Raw genomic sequence first — 15,535 nt, forward strand, 5'->3', positions numbered from 1 at the left:
CTGAGGGGGGAAATCCGCGATGACGTCTGTCGTCGAGGCCGTCGTCACACACCCGCCCGCCGAGCAGCCCGCCGCCGCACCGCCACGCGGGCGCCTGACGCGCTGGGCGGCGTCCCGGCCCGACCTGGTGGTCGCGCTGCCGATCCTGCTGGTGATCGTCCTGGTCCAGGCCGTCAACATCGGCAACTTCCCGACCGTCAGCGACGACGAGGGCACCTACCTGGCCCAGGCGTGGGCGGTCCAGCACGAGGGGGCGCTGGCCCACTACAGCTACTGGTACGACCACCCGCCGCTGGGCTGGCTGCAGATCGCCGCGCTGTCGTGGATCCCCGCCCTGTTCGACCACGGCATGAACGTGGTCATGCAGGCGCGCGTCATCATGGTGCCGGTCACCGCGGTCGCCGCGTCGCTGGTCTACGTGGTGGCGCGCCGGATCGACCTGCCCCGCTGGGCGGCGGCGCTGGCCATGGTGGTCTTCGGGCTCTCGCCGCTCTCGGTGACCATGCAGCGGGAGATCTACCTCGACAACTTCGCCGTGCCGTGGATGCTGGCCGCCTTCGCCTTCGCGCTGTCACGGCGCAGGCACCTGTGGCACCACATCGCCGCGGGCGTGTGCGCGGGCGTCTCGGTGCTCTCCAAGGAGACGATGATCATCACGCTGCCGGCCCTGGCGCTGGCCCTGTGGCGCGGCTCCCACCGCTCGACGCGGATCTTCAGCCTGGTCGGCTTCGCCATGAGCTTCGTCCTGCTGAGCTTCCAGTACCTGCTCTACGCCACGCTCAAGGGCGAGCTCCTCCCCGGCCCGGACCACAACTCGCTGATCGGCGCGCTCCAGTTCCAGCTCGGCCGGGGCGGCAACTCGGGCTGGATCCTGCAGAGCGGCTCGGTCACCAACATGACGCTGCACTGGTGGGTGGTCCGCGACCCGGTGATCCTCGTCGTCGGCGTCGGCTGCACCCTGCTGGCGCTGCTGGTGAAACGCCTGCGCGAGGTCGCGGTGGCCTCGCTGCTGCTGGTGATCGTGGCCTGCCGCCCCGGCGGCTACCTGCCCGCCATGTACGTGCTCCAGGCGCTGCCGTTCTTCGCCCTGTGCACGGCCGGCGTCGCGGACGCGATCGCCCGTCAGTTCCTCACCGGGCGGGTCTCGGCGTGGCTTCCGCAGTCCCGCAACGTCCTGGCCTTCTGCGCGGTGATCGTGGCCGGACTGGTCGCCCCGCACTGGGAGACCGGCGACGAGACCGCCGACACCGCCTACAGCAACACCGAGTACAGCCAGGCCTCCGCCTGGATCAAGGCCAACGTCGCCGACAAGCCGCACGTCCGCATCGTCTCCGACGACGCGATGTGGCCCGACCTGGTCGCCCAGGGCTTCCGACCGGGGCTCGGCGCGATCTGGTTCTACAAGGTCGACCTCGACCCCGCCGTCACCCGAACCCTCCCGCACGGCTGGAAGGACATCGACTACGTCGTCTCCTCCTCCATCATCCGTGAGGACCCCAACGGCCTGCCGACCGTCCGCGCCGCGATGGAGCACTCCGTGGTCGTGGCCAGGTTCGGCACCGGAACCCAGGAGATCGACATCCTTCGCGTGGACAAGACCGGCCGGACGGACAACCCGCAGGCAGGAGGCGGGCAGTGAACCCCACCGCCGTGCGCGCCGCGCTCCGCGACCGCGCGCCCCTGCTCGCCGTCCTGGCCCTGCAGATCGCCCTCGCCTACCTGCTCACCAACACCGCGTTCGAGGACGAGGCGCTCTACCTGTACGCGGGCCACCGCGAGCTGGACTTCCTGCTCCACCACACCCCGACCTACGACACCTACTCCTCCTACTTCTCCGGCGCGCCCTTCCTCTACCCCGTGCTGGCCGCGCTGGTCGACAGCGCGCTGGGCCTGGAGGGCGCACGGGCGCTCAGCCTGCTGTTCATGGTCGGCGCCACGGCGCTGGTGTGGATGACGGCCCGTCGGCTGTACGGCCGCCGTTCGGCCGCCGTCGCCGCGGCGCTGTTCGGCGTCTCCGCGCCGACGCTGTTCATGAGCCGCCTCGCCACGTACGACGCGATGTGCGTCTTCCTGCTGGCCGCGGCGCTGTGGCTGGTCGTGCGGACGGCGCGGGCCAACCCGGCGTGGGCGCTGATGGCCGCCCCGGTGCTGGTGCTGGCCGCCGCGACGAAGTACGCCTCCGCGCTCTACCTGCCGACCGTCGTGGCCGTGGCCCTCCTCGTCGTCCCCGCGGCGGGCGGCACCTGGCGGCGTGCCTGCGTGCGGGGCGTACTGCTGGCCGCGGCAACGGCGGCGCTCGCCTGGGTCGCGCTGGTGGCCTGGCCCTCGCTGCGGCAGGGCCTGGAGCAGACCACCGTCAACCGCGCGGCCGGCGCCGAACCGCTCTCCAACATCCTGCGGCTGTCCGCGGTCTGGGGCGGCTGGATCGCGGTCCTCGCCGTCGTCGGCGTCGGCTTCGCCGCGAGGACGCAGTCGCGCAGGGTACCGGCCACCCTGCTCGCGGGCGCGCTGACCGTGACTGCGGCCTTCGCCACGCTCTACCAGGCGCACCTGGGCACGTCCGTCTCGCTCCACAAGCACATCGGCTTCGGGCTCCTCTTCGCCGCCCCTGTGGCCGGCCTGGGCCTCGCCTCGGCCGCGCGGCTGGGTGCCTCCCGCGCTCGCGCGCTGCCGGGCTTCGCGCTGGGCGTCTGCGTCCTGCTGGCGTTCTACGCGAACCACGCCGTCGCCCCCATGTACGGCGGCTGGCCGGACTCCTCCGGCGAGGTGGCCGCGCTGCGGCCCCTGGTCGGGCTGGGAACGGACCAGCGCTACCTGGTGGAGGAGAACGAGATCCCCCGCTACTACCTAGCCGCCCGGACCGAGCCCTTCCAGTGGCTGACGACGTACTACTTCCAGTACAAGTCCCTGACGGGCCTGCCGGCCTACCAGGCGGCGATCCGCGACGGGTACTTCAACCTGGTCGTCCTGGACTACGGCCCGACGGCCGCGCTGGACCGCCAGTTGAAGGCGGCGCTGAAGGCCGACCCGGCGGGGTACCGGCTGCTCGCGAGCGTGCCGGGGAAGACCTCCCATGGAACGCAGACGTACGACATTTGGCAGAGGGTGTAACCAGCAGGGGCGCGAGGAACTGCGCGACAAGCCACCGACGAGCAGATGGTCCCCCAGCAACAGGGCCATCCGCTGGGTGGTGACTCGCGCAGTTCCTCGCGCCCCTGGTTGGTGCAACTACAGGAGTCCCTCGAGGCGCTCCGCCAGGAGGTCCCAGCGCCAGGCCTCCTCCACCCACCTGCGGCCCGCCGCGCCCATCCGCGCGCGCAGCGACTCGTCCCCCAGCAGTTCGACCAGCCGCTCCGCGAGCTCGCCGCGGTCCCGGCCCGGGACGACGTAGCCCGTCTCGCCCTCGCGGACCGCGTCCGGCGCGCCGCCGGAGTCGCCGGCGACGACCGGGAGGCCCGTCGCGGAGGCCTCCAGGTAGACGATGCCGAGGCCCTCGACGTCCAGCCCGCCGCGGCGGGTCCTGCACGGCATCGCGTAGACGTCGCCCGCGCCGTAGTGCGCCGCCAACTCCTCCCACGGCACGGGGCCGGTGAAGACGACGGAGGAGGCCACGCCCGTCTCGGCGGCCAGCTTCTCCAGGTCGGCACGGTAGGGGCCGCCGCCGACGATCAGCAGGACCGCGTCGGGGAACCGGCGCAGCACGCTCGGCCAGGAGCGGATCAGGGTGTCCTGGCCCTTGCGCCGCACCAGGCGGGAGACGCAGACGACGACGGGCCGGTCGGTCAGGCCCAGTCGGGCGCGGACGGCGTCACCGCCCGACGCGGGGTGGAAGGTCCGCTCGTCGACGCCCGGCGGTACCTGCACCATCCGGGCCGCCGCCTGCGGGCCCACCGCGGCGGCGATCCGGGAGCGGGTGTACTCGCCGAGGTAGGTCAGCGTGTCCGTGCCGGCGCCGATCCGGCGCAGCAGCTGCCGCGAGCCCGGCAGCTGCGCCCAGGCGGCCTCGTGGCCGTGCGTCATGCCGACGATCCGCTCCGCGCCCGCGCGGCGGAGCGTCGGCGCCATCAGTCCCAGCGGCGCGGCCGCGCCGAACCAGACCGAGGAGCAGCCGTGTGCGCGCAGCAGCTCCGCCGCCCGGCGGGTCACTCTCGGAGTCGGCAGCAGCATCGTGGTGCGGTCGCGGACGACCTCGAAGGGCTGCTCGGCGTCGAACTTCCGCACCTCGCTGCCGTCACGCCAGGTGGAGGCGTAGACGACGAGCCGGTCGGCGGGCAGACGCAGCGCCATGTTGTGCACGAAGGTCTGGATCCCGCCCTGGCGCGGCGGGAAGTCGTTGGTGACGATCAGGGTCTTGTTCACTGGCCTACCTCGGTACGGCACTGTCCGATCCGTACGATATGGCAATGCGCCTCGAGACCAGCGGCATTGTGCGTGTGTGGGCGGGCTGGACCGTCGGCCGGGCCGTGCTGCTCATACTGGTGCTCGGCGCGCTGAAAGTGCCCCACGTGGATGTCACCAGCGACGTGAAGGTGATCTACCAGGGCTGGGCCGAGGTGCTGCGCACCGGAACCTACCCGATGGACGACGTCACCTGGCAGTACCCGCCGTTGGCGGGGCTGGTGATGCTGCTGCCGCTGTGGCTGCCCGGCTCCTACTTCACCGCCTTTCTCACGCTGCTGGTGCTGTGCGACGCGGCGGCGCTGCACCTGCTGGTCCGGGCCGAGCGGCGGCACCGGCCCGGAGGGCGGCCGACCGCGGCCTGGCTGTGGGTGGTGGCGGTCCCGCTCGTCGGGCCGACCGTCTACTGCCGGTTCGACCTGGTGGTCACCGCGGTCGCGATCGCGGCGACCCTCGCGCTGGTCGCCCGGCCGCGCCTGGCGGGGGTGCTGGCAGGGCTCGGCGCGATACTGAAGGTCTGGCCGGTGCTGGTGCTCATCGGCGCCGCCCCGCGTGACCGGGCGGCCCGGCGGTCGTGGCTCGCCTGTGCGGCGACCTGCGCGGCGGTCTGCTTCGCCGTGGCGGTGACCACCCATGGCGCCTTCTCGTTCCTGGGCTTCCAGGGCTCGCGCGGCGTGGAGATCGAGTCGCTGGGCGCGCTGCCGTTCTACTTCGCCTCACTGGCCGGCCTCCACTGGGGCCGCGCGCAGATGCACTACGGCTCACTGGAGTTCCTGGGCCGCGACGTGCGCGTCATCGGCTACGCCATGATCGGGCTGACCGTGCTGGCCTTCGGGTTCCTGCTGCTGTGGCGGCTGCGCCACCGGGTGTGGACCGCCGCCACGACGGCGGACGCGGCGCTGACGGCGGTGCTGCTGTTCACCGTCACCAGCCGGGTGATCAGCCCGCAGTACCTGATCTGGCTGCTCGGCGCGGCGGCGGTCGCGCTGACCGTGCCGGACACCCGGATAAGGCCGGTGGCCTGGATGCTGGCCGTGGCCGCGCCGCTGACCTTCCTGGAGTTCCCGCTCTGGTTCGGCGAGCTGGTGAAGCGCTCGGTGCTGGGCACCTCGCTGATCTCGGCGCGCGACCTGCTGCTGGTCGCGGCCGCGCTGGTGGCCTGCGTCCGGTTGTGGCGGGCCGGGCCCGAGGACGCGGCCGTCGTCGCCACCGCGCGGACGGCTACCGCGCAGCAGCCCCCAGTGCCGACAGCACGTCCGACCGCCACTGTGCGGTGAAGGTGTCGGTGCCGACGCCGAGGGTGCGGCGAAGGGCCCGGTCCACGACGGCGTCCTGGCCGAGCTTCCCGGCGGCGCCCTCGGCCGCCACCGCGGCGTAGAGGGCGACGAGCTTCGCCTGCCCGTACCGGTCGACGACCGTACGGCAGGCGAACCAGGCCTTCTGATAGGCCTGCTGCAGGGCCGTGCCGGGCGCGCCGCCGTCGAAGGCGGAGTCGCGCGGCAGGGACGCGAGCAGGCGGGCCGCCCCGGGCCCGGCGGCGGTCAGGGCAGCGGCGAGCTCAGGGGTGGTCTGCGCCGGGGTCCGGCCGGTACCGAGGTAGCCGGTCCAGTCGGCGACGCCCTCGGAGAGCCAGCGGGGCGTCCACGACTCGGTCAGGGTGCGGGTGGCGACGTGGGTGGTCTCGTGGGTGATCACGACGCGGCGGCCGAGCGCGCTGAGGCCGTCCCATGCGTCGGGGTTGACGGTGATCCGGTCCGTGCGGCGCCCGTCGGCCGCGCCGAGTTCGCCGGTGCAGACGGCGGCGATACCCGCGAAGGCGGAGGGGTCGGCGCCGAGCAGGGTGCCGAACTGGTCGGCCGTCTGCGGCGCGAGCAGCACCGTCCGCTGCCCCCAGCCGCCGCCCCAGACGCCGCTGACGGCCGGCACGGCCTGGTCCGCCTCCGCGCCCAGCGCGGCCAGGCTGGCCTGGTCGCGCAGCCCGAGCACCAGGCTGTAGCGGCCGCGCACCACGCGCACCGGTCCGAGGTCCCACAGCAGCACGTCGCCGCCGTCGTGGTCCCGGTCGGCGGCGAGCCGCCAGGTGCCGTCGCCGCCGCGCTCGAAGGTGAGGTACTGGGTGGCCGTCATCGCCTGCTCGTCGAAGCCGGCGAGGCGGTAGTCGAGCTCCGCGGCGACCGCAGCGCGCTCCCCCGCTCCCCCGCCCGCCTCCAGTGCCGGAGGCAGGGGGTAGGCGTCGAGCGAGAGGACGCGGTAACTCCACTGCGCCAGCGGCACCTGGGCGAGGTTGGCGAGCAGCTCGTGCTGGCGCCGCACCAGGTCGGCCGGGGCGCTCGGGGCGAGCGTCGCGGCCAGGGCGCGGGCGTCCCGGGCGCGGATCGCGACCGTCCGGGCGTCGAGGGCCGCCTGCACGCCCGCGGCCCGGGCCCGGCGGTCCTCGCGCTCGTCGTCGACCGCGTCGGCCCAGGCCTGCCACGCGGTCGTGCCGCCGATCCCGGCGACCGCGACCCCGGCCCCGTAGAGCAGGACCCGTCTGCGGCTGAGGCCCGCGCCCGCGCCGCTCCGGTCTATGGATCCGCGCGCCATCAGGGGCGGACCACCGCGACGACCGGCATGTCGTTGACACTCTCGTAGCGGACCCGGGCACCCGGGTAGGGAGCGTGGATGATCATGCCGTTCCCGGCGTACATGCCGACATGGTGCATGTCTCGGTAATACACCACGATGTCCCCCGGACGGGCCTCGGAGAGCGGGACGCGCCGCCCAGCGAAGGCCTGCTCCTGGGAGGTCCGCGGCAGCGACACCCCGCCGTGCCGCCAGGCCCAGTACATCAGACCCGAACAGTCGAAGGAGCCCGGACCCGTCGCCCCGTACACGTACGGCTGGCCCAGGGCGGCGCGGGCCGCCGCCAGCGCGGCGGCCGCGCGGGCGCTCGTGGGCCCGTCGTCGGCGGGCAGCGGCTGGTCCGCGACCGCGGCGGCGGCCTGCGCGGCGTCGTCCTCCTGCTGCTGCAGGAAGGCCCGCTGGTTGGCCGTCAGGCTGCCCAGCAGCGCCTGCGCGCGGCCCAGGCGCCGCTGCACGTCGGCCTTGTCGGTGGTGATCGAGTGGCGCAGCCGCTCCAGCCCGTCCAGCTGCTCGGTGACGGCGGTGCTGTCGCGCTGCACCCGTCGCTCGTCGTAGCGCAGCTCCGCGAGGTGGGCGGCGACGTCGGAGTCGACCTGCCCGAGCCCGGCGGCGCGGTCGAGGTAGTCCGCCGGATGGGCGCTGAGCAGCAGCTGCACGACCGGGTCGATGGTGCCGCCCTGCTCGTACTCGGACCGCGCGAGCGCGCCGAGCTGCGCCGCGACGTCGTTGGCCTGCTGCTGCTCCTCGGCGAGCCGCTGCTCCAGCAGCGCGGCCCGGCGCTGCAGCGCGGCCTGCTGCTCCTGGGCGCCGGCGGCGCGCTGACCGGCCGTCTCCGCCTGGGCGTAGAGCGCGTCGACCTGCCGACGCACCTCGTCCGGGCTGCTGCTGCCGGCGCCGCCGGCCGGCCCCGGCTGCGCCTCGGCGCCGCTCTGCGCGGTCAGCACCGCGGCGGTCGCGGCGGCCACGGTGACGGCGGCCCGGGAGAGCACGGAGGGGCCGAGGCGTCTGCCTCGTCGATGGGAAGCCACGAGCGGAGACGCTAGCGAGTGGGACAGAAGCAGTCCAAGCTCCCAGGAGCTGAAAAATCCCCACGAAAACCGCGCATCTGAACCAATCCGCAGGTCGTCACCGAGACGGACGGCGTGCGAAGCCCTCGACACGCCCCCGTGGGCGACGCGGGATTGCACCCGACGGAGTGAACGCGCGAGCCCGCCGTCGGTGTTCGACGGCGGGCTCGGGGACCTCGGAGGATCGCGGCGATCAGAGGTGACGCATCGCGTAGATGGAGCCGATCCAGTCCAGGCGCTCGTACTTGACGACAGTGCCGGTGTGCGGGGCGTGCAGCACCATGCCGTTGCCCGCGTACATGCCGACGTGGCTGTCGTTGTTGAAGAAGATCAGGTCGCCGACCTGCAGGTCCGCGGTCGAGTTCACCGGGGTGCCGTCGTTGATCTGGTCGTAGGTGGTGCGGCCCAGCGAGACGCCCGCCTGGGCGTAGGCCCACTGCATCAGACCCGAGCAGTCGAAGGAGTCCGGGCCGGTCGCGCCGTAGACGTAGGGCAGGCCGAGACGGGTCTGCGCGGCGGCGAACGCGGCGGCCTCGACGGAGTCGCCGGCCTTGCTGCTGCCGCTGCCACCCGCCAGCGGCGGACGGCTGGAGCCGCGGCTCGCGGCGCCACCGGAGCTGCTGCCGCCGTTGACGACGGCGGCGCGCTGGGCGGCGGTCATCGAGTCGAGCAGCGCCTGGGTCTGCTGGACCTTCTTCTGCGCCTCGGCCTTCTGCGCGGCCAGCTGCTTGGTGGTGGCGTCCATCTGCTGGAGCGTCTGCTCCGCCTGGGACTTCTGGCCGTCGAGCTTCTGCTCCTCGGCCTGCAGCTGCGAGATCGCGGAAGCCTGGTTGGACGTCAGCTGACCGAGCGAGGAGGCCTTGCTCAGGTAGTCGTCCGGGGTGGCCGAGAGGAGCAGCTGGACGGTCGGGTCGACCTGACCGGTCGCGTACTGCTGGTTGGCGATCTCGCCGAGCTGCTCCAGGCGCGTGTTGACGTCGGCCTGACTGCGGGCGATCTGGTCCTGGAGGCCGCTGACCTTGGTCTGCTGCTGCTGGAGCTGCTCCTGGGACTGGTCGTACTTCTGGACCGCCTGGTCGGCCTCGGTGTTCAGCTGCTGGAGCTGGGAGCGGAGCTGGTCCGTGGTCGGCTTCGGGGCGGCCTGCGCGCTCTGCGCGGACACCGCGACGGCGGTGGCGGCTGCGGCCGTGAGCACGGACATCCGGGCGCGGCTGGGAGACTTGGGACGACGATGGGACGCCACGAGGGCGATCTCCTTCTTCCTACGTCCGCCTACCGGGTGAGCTGACGGGTTCGGACCAGGAAGCAGGTCCTACGACGCCTCACTCGGCCCGGAGTCGCACCGGCCCGCCCCTGGCGTCGATTCACCCCGGGAACCATTGGTTCCCCGGCTCCGACGAAGTGGCCCTCCCCCTGACGGCCATGACGTCGAACTCGACGGTGACCACCGTTGCCACCCTGGATGGGTGAACGACCGCACGGCGGTTCGATGAGTGACCCTAGTAACCCAACCGTGATCGGTTCAAATCCTTGTCAGAAAAAACTTCCGTCACTTTCGACACGGCGTCAGAGGATCAACGCTCCGTAGTCGGAATCTGACCGGGCGCCGACGACATGAGGGAGAATTCGGTCATTCCATCGCTCTCCGTACGGGAGCTGTGAGAGTCTTCACAGGCCCGTCGGCGTGTCAGATCCGGCGAATCGCCACGATCCCACCGAAGTAGCTCATCGGCTGAACCGACACGTCGTACCCGTACTCGGGGGCGTTGAGGAGCATGCCGTGGCCGGCGTAGAGGCCCACGTGGCCGCCGTTCTCCATCACGATGATGTCGCCCACCTGCGCGTCCGCGAGGGACGGCACGTAGGTGCCGACGTTCTCGTCGGCGTAGGAGGAGTGCGGCAGCGAGACGCCGGCCTGGGCGTAGGCCCACATCACCAGGCCCGAGCAGTCCATCCCCGCCGGGGTCGAGCCACCCCAGAGGTAGGGGGTCTTGCCGATGCGGCTCATCGCGGCCAGCATCGCGGTGCGGGCGGTGGAGGATATGCCGGTCAGGTCGATGTTGCCGGTGTAGCCGCTGCTGGAGACCGAGCCGTAGCCGCCGCCCCCGCCGCCGTTGACGGCGACCTGCTGAGCCGGGGTCAGCCCGTCCAGGACGGACTGGGCGTGCTTGAGCTTCGCCAGCGCCTCGGACTTGGCCTGGCTCATCTGCCCGAGCAGCTGCTGCTCCTGCTGGAGCTCGGTGGTCGCCTCCGCCTTCTCCCGCTGGAGGGTCTTCTCCTGGGCGACCAGCTCCTGGAGCAGTCCGGCCTGGTTGCTGGTGAGCTCGTCCTGCGAGGCGGCCTTCTGCAGGAAGGCGTCCGGCGAGCTGGAGAGCATCAGCTGCAGCGTCGGGTCGATCTCGCCGCCCGCGTACTGCGCGCTGGCGATCTGCCCGAGCTGGTCCAGCTCCGTGTTGATCTGTGCCTCCTGGCGGGCGACCTCGTCCTGGAGGATCGCCACGCGCGACTGGAGCGCCATCTGCTGGGTGTGCGCCTGGTTCCACTGCTCGGTCTTGGTCGCGGCATCCTGGCGGTCCGCGTCGACCTGGCTCTTGGCGTCCTTGACGGAGATCGCCGGGGCGGCCTGGGCGGCGGTCTGGGCCGAGATCGCCACCAGGGTGGCGGCGGCTGCCGTCATCACGGAGACACGGGCACGGCTGACCTCGCGGGGCCGGCGGTGAGAAGCCACGACGGATGCAGTCCCTTCGCACACGGAAACGCCCGCAGGTACGAAAAGGGAACGCGAGTGCGGGCGTTGAGCGATGAGAATAGTGAGCACAGGGTCGCTTGTCTCCCCCCGTGGGGGTTCCGGCCGGCTCTCTTAACAAACCCTCAAGATCCGGAGGGTTTGTCGATCACGCCGGTCGATCACGACCGCACGAGCCGGCGCAGCAGCATCGAGGAGGGCAGCGGGCGCGCGCCCGCGGCCTTCACCCCGTCCGCGACCTCGCGGTCGGTGGAGACCACGACGACCGGCCGGCCCTCCGGCTCGGCCCGCACCAGACGGCGGATCAGCTCGTCGGCCGTCTCCCCGGTCCGGCTGAACAGCACCCGCACGCCGCGCGGCGGCGGCGCCATCGGGATCGGGCCGTCCAGGTCCTTGCCGTCGAAGACACAGGTGATCTCCGCGCCGGTCTGCGCGGCCAGCAGACCGAGCCCGCGCGTCAGCTGCTGGCGCTGACGGTCCAACGGCATGTCCGGCCAGCCGGTCTTGGTGACGTTGTACCCGTCCACCAGCAGGTGCACCTGCGGCAGTTCGAGGAGCTGGTCCAGCAGGGCCGGGTCGTCGCCCTCGATGGCGCGCCGGGCCACGTCGTGCGGGGAGGCCGTCACCGGGGCCACCGCCTCCACCGAGTCGGCCGGACGGCCGCTGAGCGGCGCGAGGCCCAGCTCCCGCTGCAGCCCCTGGGCGCCCTGCACCACGGTGTCCAGCAGCAGCCGAAGCCGCATCTCCTCCGTGGAGCGGCCCTCGCGCACCGCTCGCCGGGACGCCTCCAGAGCCGTCTCCAGCTCACCCACCCGGTGCTTGAGCCGACGTACCTCGCTGTCCTGGGCGCCACGTTCGGTGGCCCCCGTGGCGCGCAGCGCCTCGAGCTCGGCCACGGCCTTGCGGGTGGCCGCCTCGGCGCGCTTGGTGTCGGCGGAGAGCGAGCGCAGCTGACGGCGCAGGCTGTCGCTCTCCTTCTTGAGGGTCTCCAGCTCGGCCTTGGCCCGCTCGGCGTCCGTACGGGCGGCGGCCCGGAGCGTCGCCAGCTCCTCCTGGAGCTTGTCCGCCAGCCGGGCCGACTCCGCCGCCGCGCCCTCGTGCTCGGCGCGCTCGACCTCGTCCCCGGCCTCGCCGACGATCCTGGTCCAGCCCGGGGTGCGCAGCAGGTACGCGGCGGCGGCCACGTCCTGCGGATCGGCGGCAGCGGGGACGGTACCGCCCTCCAGCGCCGCCACCAGGTCGGGCTGGCCCTGCCGGACCCGCTCCGCTATCCGTGACCGGAAGCCCGGCTCGGTCTCCAACGCCGCGGCGATCGCGGTGGCGCCGCGCTTGACCCGGGCCTCACGGGTGAACTTGACGTAGGGGCGCAGCCGGGCGGGCAGTTCGGCAGCGGTGAACGCGCCGAGGGCGTCGGCGGCGATGCCGACCACGCGCTTGCGCACCCCCTCGGGCAGCGGCCGCTCCAGCGCCTCGGCGCCGTCGCCGCCCAGGGCACCGTCCACGCCGTCCTCCGGCGTCGGCGCCTGGTCTCGCTGCTCCACGTCTCCCGCTCCGATCCGCCGTGCTCCCCAGGCCCCGGTCCCTCGTCACCTGGAGAGCCATTGTCCCCGTTGCCGCCCCCCGCCGTTCAATCCGCCACGATCACTGTCGCGCTCAGGCGCGCTCAGGCGCGCTTGGCCTGCTCCGCCGCCTCAGCGGCCGCGCCCGGGCGGTCCACCAGCTCGATCTGGTCCACGGCGTTGCACCAGCGGCAGCGCACCGACTCGACCGTCTCGCTCAGCACCTCGCGCTCCTCCACGCTCGGCTCCCCCGCCAGGTCCAGGTGGACGAACTCGACGACCCGGGAGGACCGGGTGACGTCGAAACGGGTCAGATTGCCGCAGAGCGTGCAGCGCCATCTGGTCGCCTCGGTGGGCAGCGGAACGGCCATGGCGAGATCCTCTCGTCGTTGTCTCTACCCGGAAACCCTATGGCCTCACGACCTGGCGCGGGCACGGTCCCCCACACGCCCCAGTGGGCGGGTGTCAGATTCGTCCCGAGAAGGAATGCTTCGTCCATGGTCACCCTCGCGGCCCAGGGCCACTCGACGCGTCTGCCCCGTCCCGTTCCGTACCTACCGCTGGTGACCTGCTCGCTCATCGCGCTGTGCGTGGTCGTCTTCGTCATCGGCCCGGTCTCGGGGCTGGACCCCTTCTACGGCTCCGGCGCGTCCGCGGCCTGCGCGCAGACGCTCTACTACCACCGCTGGGGCGTGATCCCGGCCGAGCTGCTGACCAACTCGCCGCTGTCCGCCCGGCTCTCGCACCTGCACCACTGCGCGCCGGCCGGCGGCCTGCCGAAGATCCCGGCGCTGTCGGTGCTGACCGCCATGTTCGTGCACGGCGGCTGGCTGCACCTGGCGGGCAACATGGTCTTCCTCTTCGTCTTCGGCGCCATGGTGGAGCGCCGGGTCGGCCCGCTGGCCTTCCTGCTCTTCTACATCGCGCTCGGCTACCTCGCGACGTACGGCTACGCCCTGTTCGAGTCGGGCAGCCCGCAGGCGACGCAGACGCTCGTCGGCGCCTCCGGGGCGATCGCGGGCGTGCTGGGGGCGTACCTGTGCCTGTATCCCCGGGCGCGGATCACCAGCCTGATCCCGCTGCTGCTCTTCCTGCCGCTGCGCTTCCCGGCCTGGCTCGTCCTCGGGTTCTGGTTCGCGGTGCAGTGGCTCTCCGTCCGCGCCACCGACCCGTCGACGCCCGGCATCGCCTACGCCGCCCATCTGATCGGCTTCACCGGCGGCTTCGCCTTCGCCTGGCTGCTGTGGCGCGGCGGCGCCCGCCGGATCGTCGGCTCGGTCCGCGGCCGAGTGCCCCGACGGGCCAGGGCCTAGCATGTGAGACGCAGGCCCTCGCGCGCGACAGGAGACCCCGTGATCACCGCCATCGTCCTCGTCAAGTCCAGCGTCGACAAGATCCCCGAGATCGCCGAGCAGATCGCGGCGCTGGAGAGCGTGACGGAGGTCTACTCCGTCACCGGCGGCTGGGATCTGATCGCGATCGTGCGGGTGCGCGCCCACGAGGAGCTCGCGGACGTGATCCCCGGTCAGGTCAACAAGGTGCCCGGGGTGGAGCACACGGAGACGCACGTCGCGTTCCGCACCTACTCCACCCACGACCTCGACGCCGCGTTCGCCATCGGGCTGGACGACTGACCGGACGACCGAGGCGACCGCCGACGGGCGACTAGCGCCGGGTGTCCGGCACGCAGCGGCCGCCCTCGGTCCGGTAGGACCAGGCGGAGCCGCCCGCGACCAGCTCCCGCACCGCGGCGAGGAAGCGGTCCACGTGCTCGTCGGGCGTGCCCGCGCCGAAGCTGACCCGGATCGCGTTCAGGCTGCGCTCCCCCGGCAGCGACGGCTCCGGCGCGCCGCACTCGCTCGGCGCCGCCTCCTCGCCGCCCAGCAGGGTGCGCACCAGCGGGTGCGCGCAGAAGAGGCCGTCGCGCACGCCGATCCCGTACTCGGCCGAGAGCGCGGCGGCGAAGTGCGAGCTGTTCCAGCCCTGCACCACGAAGGAGAGCACGCCGACGCGCGGGTGGTCCTCGCCGAACAGCGTCAGCACCCGCACCTCGGGCACCTCGGCGAGCCCGGCCCGCAGCCGCTCGATCAGCTGCTGCTCGCGCGCCTGCAGGGCGTCGAAGCCGGCCTCGGTGAGCGCCCGGCAGGCGGAGGCGATGGCGTAGGCGCCGATGACGTTGGGCGAGCCGGCCTCGTGGCGCGCCGGGCCCTGGTGCCACTCGACGGCCACCGAGCCGTCGATCTGCCGCGCGACGGTGCGGCTCGCGCCGCCGCCCGCCAGGTACGGCTCGGCCGCGTCCAGCCAGTCGGCCCGACCGGCCAGCACGCCCGCACCGAACGGCGCGTAGAGCTTGTGGCCGGAGAAGGCCACCCAGTCCACGTCCAACTCCCGCACCGAGACCCGGTGGTGGGGCGCCAGCTGGGCCGCGTCCAGGACGATCCTGGCGCCGCGGCCGTGGGCCACGGCGGCGAGTTCGGCGACCGGCCAGATCTCACCCGTCACGTTGGAGGCACCGGTCACGCAGACCAGCTTGGGCCCCTCGCCGGCCGTGCTGAGCGCGGCGTCCAGCGCGGCGACGGCCTCGCTGACGGAGCGCGGCGCGCGCAGGTAGGCGACCTCGAGCCCGCGGCCGGGCCAGGGCAGCAGGGAGGCGTGGTGCTCGGTCTCGAAGGCGAAGACGCGGGTGCCGCTCGGCAGGGCGGCGGCCAGCAGGTTGAGCGAGTCGGTGGTCGCCCGGGTGAAGACGACCTGGTCGTCCTCGCGCAGGTCCAGGAAGTCCGCGACGGCGGCGCGGCTCTGCTCGAACAGGTCGGTGGAGAGCTGCGAGAGGTACCCGGCACCGCGGTGGACGCTGCCGTAGTACGGCGCGTAGGCGGCGACGTCGTCCCAGACCCGCTGCAGCGCGGGCGCGCTGGCGGCGTAGTCGAGGGCCGCGTAGGTGACCTTCTCACCGTTGACCAGCGGGACCTCGACGTCTCGGCCGAGGACGGCGAGCGGCTGCTGAACCTGGACATCGGGGCAAACGGTGACATTACGGGCGACGACAGACATGGCGGTACCTCCGGAAGCTGCACGTGGGTATGGCGAAACAGCCCCGCCTGGCAGGGGGCATGGGTGTACTACGGAGATGTGGAGGCCGGGAC

General features: G+C 72.8%; 13 protein-coding genes and 1 riboswitch. Of the genes, 5 read left to right on the top strand and 8 right to left on the bottom strand.

Features of this window, described 5'->3' with window-relative positions; translation table 11 throughout:
• Positions 1–19: 19 nt before the first annotated feature.
• Both BMY61_RS23380 and BMY61_RS23385 read left to right on the top strand, forming a co-directional pair.
• Complete coding sequence (locus tag BMY61_RS23380; protein WP_042456178.1) at positions 20–1,639, top strand: ArnT family glycosyltransferase; 1,620 nt, start codon at positions 20–22, stop codon at positions 1,637–1,639.
• Positions 1,636–3,111 (top strand): ArnT family glycosyltransferase, encoded by a 1,476-nt coding sequence (locus BMY61_RS23385; RefSeq protein WP_052439270.1) that lies wholly within the window; start codon positions 1,636–1,638, stop codon positions 3,109–3,111. Before BMY61_RS23380 ends, BMY61_RS23385 begins: the two co-directional genes overlap by 4 nt.
• 117 nt (positions 3,112–3,228) lie before the next feature.
• On the opposite strand, the gene BMY61_RS23390 is transcribed toward BMY61_RS23385, so the two are convergent.
• Entirely contained in the window at positions 3,229–4,359 is a 1,131-nt protein-coding gene (locus tag BMY61_RS23390) for a glycosyltransferase family 4 protein (RefSeq protein ID WP_042456176.1), read from the bottom strand.
• Positions 4,360–4,403: 44 nt separating this feature from the next.
• Between BMY61_RS23390 and BMY61_RS23395 the strand changes: the two genes are divergently transcribed.
• Positions 4,404–5,675: a glycosyltransferase family 87 protein gene (locus BMY61_RS23395; RefSeq protein ID WP_052439269.1), complete on the top strand. Its 1,272-nt coding sequence runs from the start codon at positions 4,404–4,406 to the stop codon at positions 5,673–5,675.
• Here BMY61_RS23395 and BMY61_RS23400 read toward each other — a convergent pair.
• From BMY61_RS23400 to BMY61_RS23425, 6 genes are all read right to left on the bottom strand, one after another.
• Positions 5,620–6,981, bottom strand: a complete 1,362-nt coding sequence (locus BMY61_RS23400) for a hypothetical protein (protein WP_052439268.1) — start codon at positions 6,979–6,981, stop codon at positions 5,620–5,622. The genes BMY61_RS23395 and BMY61_RS23400 overlap by 56 nt on opposite strands.
• Complete coding sequence (locus BMY61_RS23405; protein ID WP_075004029.1) at positions 6,981–8,048, bottom strand: C40 family peptidase; 1,068 nt, start codon at positions 8,046–8,048, stop codon at positions 6,981–6,983. Before BMY61_RS23405 ends, BMY61_RS23400 begins: the two co-directional genes overlap by 1 nt.
• 232 nt (positions 8,049–8,280) lie before the next feature.
• On the bottom strand, positions 8,281–9,330 hold the full coding sequence (locus tag BMY61_RS23410; RefSeq protein ID WP_075004030.1) for a C40 family peptidase: 1,050 nt from the start codon (positions 9,328–9,330) through the stop codon (positions 8,281–8,283).
• 10 nt (positions 9,331–9,340) lie between these two features.
• A riboswitch (cyclic di-AMP (ydaO/yuaA leader) is annotated at positions 9,341–9,504 on the bottom strand.
• A 270-nt stretch (positions 9,505–9,774) separates the two neighbouring features.
• Positions 9,775–10,815 carry a C40 family peptidase gene (locus BMY61_RS23415; protein ID WP_042458666.1) on the bottom strand — a complete coding sequence of 347 codons (1,041 nt, stop codon included), beginning with the start codon at positions 10,813–10,815 and terminating at the stop codon, positions 9,775–9,777.
• 179 nt (positions 10,816–10,994) lie between these two features.
• A complete protein-coding gene (locus BMY61_RS23420) occupies positions 10,995–12,374 on the bottom strand; it encodes an NYN domain-containing protein (RefSeq protein ID WP_425314700.1) in 1,380 nt (459 codons plus the stop codon).
• A gap of 122 nt (positions 12,375–12,496) precedes the next feature.
• Positions 12,497–12,763 carry a hypothetical protein gene (locus BMY61_RS23425; RefSeq protein ID WP_042458668.1) on the bottom strand — a complete coding sequence of 89 codons (267 nt, stop codon included), beginning with the start codon at positions 12,761–12,763 and terminating at the stop codon, positions 12,497–12,499.
• A gap of 126 nt (positions 12,764–12,889) precedes the next feature.
• Here BMY61_RS23425 and BMY61_RS23430 point away from each other — a divergent pair, with 126 nt between their 5' ends.
• Both BMY61_RS23430 and BMY61_RS23435 read left to right on the top strand, forming a co-directional pair.
• Complete coding sequence (locus BMY61_RS23430; RefSeq protein WP_042458671.1) at positions 12,890–13,705, top strand: rhomboid family intramembrane serine protease; 816 nt, start codon at positions 12,890–12,892, stop codon at positions 13,703–13,705.
• A 39-nt stretch (positions 13,706–13,744) separates the two neighbouring features.
• Entirely contained in the window at positions 13,745–14,026 is a 282-nt protein-coding gene (locus BMY61_RS23435) for an Lrp/AsnC family transcriptional regulator (protein ID WP_042458673.1), read from the top strand.
• Between the two features lie 31 nt (positions 14,027–14,057).
• On the opposite strand, the gene BMY61_RS23440 is transcribed toward BMY61_RS23435, so the two are convergent.
• Complete coding sequence (locus tag BMY61_RS23440) at positions 14,058–15,443, bottom strand: aminotransferase class V-fold PLP-dependent enzyme (protein WP_042458676.1); 1,386 nt, start codon at positions 15,441–15,443, stop codon at positions 14,058–14,060.
• Positions 15,444–15,535: the final 92 nt, after the last annotated feature.

This window comes from Streptacidiphilus jiangxiensis (assembly GCF_900109465.1).
GTDB lineage: Bacteria > Actinomycetota > Actinomycetes > Streptomycetales > Streptomycetaceae > Streptacidiphilus > Streptacidiphilus jiangxiensis.

Bases quoted from the DNA above. Each gene is read 5' to 3' on its own strand.
- BMY61_RS23395 (WP_052439269.1), top strand. From the start codon at position 4,404: ATGCGCCTCGAGACCAGCGGCATTGTGCGTGTGTGGGCGGGCTGGACC.
- BMY61_RS23425 (WP_042458668.1), bottom strand. From the start codon at position 12,763: ATGGCCGTTCCGCTGCCCACCGAGGCGACCAGATGGCGCTGCACGCTC.
- BMY61_RS23440 (WP_042458676.1), bottom strand. From the start codon at position 15,443: ATGTCTGTCGTCGCCCGTAATGTCACCGTTTGCCCCGATGTCCAGGTT.
- BMY61_RS23400 (WP_052439268.1), bottom strand. From the start codon at position 6,981: ATGGCGCGCGGATCCATAGACCGGAGCGGCGCGGGCGCGGGCCTCAGC.
- BMY61_RS23430 (WP_042458671.1), top strand. From the start codon at position 12,890: ATGGTCACCCTCGCGGCCCAGGGCCACTCGACGCGTCTGCCCCGTCCC.
- BMY61_RS23380 (WP_042456178.1), top strand. From the start codon at position 20: ATGACGTCTGTCGTCGAGGCCGTCGTCACACACCCGCCCGCCGAGCAG.